The sequence below is a fragment of the Arhodomonas sp. KWT genome, assembly GCF_010993615.1.
The window spans coordinates 15,048-17,579 of sequence record NZ_WNXE01000056.1; the positions used below are offsets into that span (position 1 = coordinate 15,048).

Sequence of the window (2,532 nt, forward strand, 5' to 3'; positions counted from 1 at the left end):
TCGAGATTGCGGTCAACCAGGGCAGCGCGGCGGCAGCGCTGGGGCTGGCCGTGGGTGACCCGGTGACGTTCGCCGCGGAATAGCGGCAGGAGGCAAGCGATGCGGATCAAGGTGGATATTGACGTCACGCCGGAGGAGGCCAGGCGTTTCTTCGGCCTGCCCGACGTCTCCCCGCTCCACGAGGAGGTGGTGGAGTCGGTGCGCAAGCGCATGCACGAGGGCTGGGAGGGGTACGACCCGGCAAGCATGCTGCGGGCCTGGTCGCAGTCGGAATTCCCCGGGCTCGAGCCCTTCCAGCGCGCGTTCTGGGAGGCGCTGCGCGACGCCGGCGGAGGGGGCCGCAAGGGCGACTAGCGGCGCGGGTACGGCGCATCTGGTACAATGCGTGCCCGATCGTACGGCGGTACCCGCCGTTGGCCTCATTTCCCCAGGCAATCTAGGAGATCCTCCATGAAAGCACCTGTACGCGTTGCGGTGACCGGTGCCGCCGGGCAGATCGGCTACAGCCTGCTGTTCCGTATCGCCGCCGGCGATATGCTCGGCCCGGATCAGCCGGTCATCCTCCAGTTGCTCGAGATTACGCCGGCGCTCGATGCGCTCAACGGCGTCGCCATGGAGCTGGAGGACTGCGCGTTCCCGCTGGTCGCAGGCATCACCATGAGCGACAAGGGCGAGGAGGCGTTCAAGGACGCCGACTATGCGCTGCTCGTTGGTGCCAAGCCGCGCGGCCCGGGCATGGAGCGCAAGGACCTGCTCGAGGCGAATGCCTCCATCTTCTCGGCCCAGGGCAAGGCGCTGAACGACGTTGCCAGCCGCGACGTGCGCGTGCTCGTGGTCGGCAATCCGGCGAACACCAACGCCCTCATCGCGCAGCGCAACGCGCCGGACCTCGATCCGGGCCGCTTCACCGCGATGATGCGCCTCGACCACAACCGTGCGCTGGCGCAGCTTGCCAACCGCACCGGCTGCCACACCACCGACATCCGTAACATGGTGGTCTGGGGCAATCACTCGGCGACCCAGTATCCGGACATCAACCACGCCAGCGTCTCCGGCCAGCCGGCGCGGGACCTGGTCGAGCAGCAGTGGCTTGTGGACGAGTTCATCCCGACGGTGCAGCAGCGCGGCGCCGCGATCATCAAGGCGCGCGGTCAGTCCAGTGCGGCCTCGGCGGCGAGTGCGGCGATTGACCACATGCGGGACTGGACGCTCGGCACGCCGGAGGGCGACTGGGTCAGCATGGCGATCCCGTCGGACGGCAGCTACGGCATTGCGGAGGGCATCATCTATTCCTTCCCGTGCCGCGTGAGCAATGGCCAGTACAGCATCGTCCAGGGGCTCGACATCGACGACTTCTCCCGGGAGCGCATGGCAGCGACCGAGCAGGAGCTCGTCGAGGAGCGCGACGCCGTCGCCCATCTGCTGCCCTGAGGCAGCGGCCGACGAGCCAGCATCGACAGGGGCGCCCGCACGGCGCCCCTGTTTTTTTGTGCGGACGTCGGCATCGGCGCACCTTCGCTCCCTTTGCTATCCTTGCCGCCCAGTTGCCCACACCGGCCCTTCTGAGGAAAACGACCCATGCACTCATCGGTGACCGTCATCGATCATCCCCTGGTGCAGCACAAGCTCACCGTTCTGCGCGACCGCGACACCTCCACCGCGAAATTCCGCGACGTCCTCCGCGAGCTCTCGACACTGCTCGCCTACGAGGTCACCCGTGACCTCCCGCTGACCACCCGATCGGTGGATACGCCGCTGGCGCACATGGCGGAGGCCCCGACCCTCGAGGGCAAGAAGCTCTGCTTCGTGTCCATCCTGCGCGCCGGAAACGGCCTGCTGGAGGGAATGCTCGAGCTCATCCCCACCGCACGGGTGGGTCACGTCGGGCTCTACCGCGATCACAAGACCCTTCAGCCGGTGGAGTACTATTACAAGATGCCCGCCGCCATCGATGAACGGCGCATCGTGGTCGTCGATCCGATGCTCGCCACCGGCCACTCGGCGGCCGCGGCGGTGTCACGGATCAAGCAGGACGGCGCCCGGGACATCCGCTTCCTGTGTCTGGTGGCCTCGCCGGAGGGGGTGGCGACTTTCCAGGAGACGCATCCGGACGTCCCCGTCTACACGGCAGTGGTCGACGAAGGCCTCAATGAGAAGGCCTATATCGTCCCCGGCCTGGGGGACGCCGGGGACCGCATGTACGGGACGAAATAGGCGCGCGGCGCGGCCGTCGCCGCCGGAGGAGGACCCACCCATGAAGCTCTACACCTCGCCCACCTCGCCCTACGCCCGTCTGGTGCGGACGGTGCTGCTGGAGAAGCAGCTGGACTCGCGGGTCACCCCGGTATGGGTGAACCCGTGGGAGAGCCCGGAGGCGCTGCTGGCGGTCTCGCCGTTCTCGCGGGTCCCGGTACTGGAGGATGAGGAGGGTGTCTGCCTCACCGAGAGCGCGATCATCGCGCTCTACCTGGAGCGCCGCTTCCCGGAGCCGCGCCTGATGCCTCTCGACCGTGTCGAGGAGGTCCATCGCAA

General features: G+C 67.8%; 4 protein-coding genes. All 4 read left to right on the top strand.

All coding sequences use genetic code 11. The features are described from left to right. The first annotated feature begins 99 nt into the window (after positions 1 to 99). Complete coding sequence (locus G7A99_RS10420) at positions 100 to 354, top strand: DUF6489 family protein (protein WP_163139989.1); 255 nt, start codon at positions 100 to 102, stop codon at positions 352 to 354. 96 nt (positions 355 to 450) lie between these two features. Further along, positions 451 to 1,431 carry a malate dehydrogenase gene (locus G7A99_RS10425; RefSeq protein ID WP_163139991.1) on the top strand — a complete coding sequence of 327 codons (981 nt, stop codon included), beginning with the start codon at positions 451 to 453 and terminating at the stop codon, positions 1,429 to 1,431. A 147-nt stretch (positions 1,432 to 1,578) separates the two neighbouring features. After that, a complete protein-coding gene (gene upp / locus G7A99_RS10430) occupies positions 1,579 to 2,214 on the top strand; it encodes a uracil phosphoribosyltransferase (RefSeq protein ID WP_163139993.1) in 636 nt (211 codons plus the stop codon). A 40-nt stretch (positions 2,215 to 2,254) separates the two neighbouring features. After that, positions 2,255 to 2,532: glutathione S-transferase family protein (locus G7A99_RS10435; RefSeq protein WP_163139994.1), on the top strand; the 278-nt coding region annotated here is incomplete at its 3' end.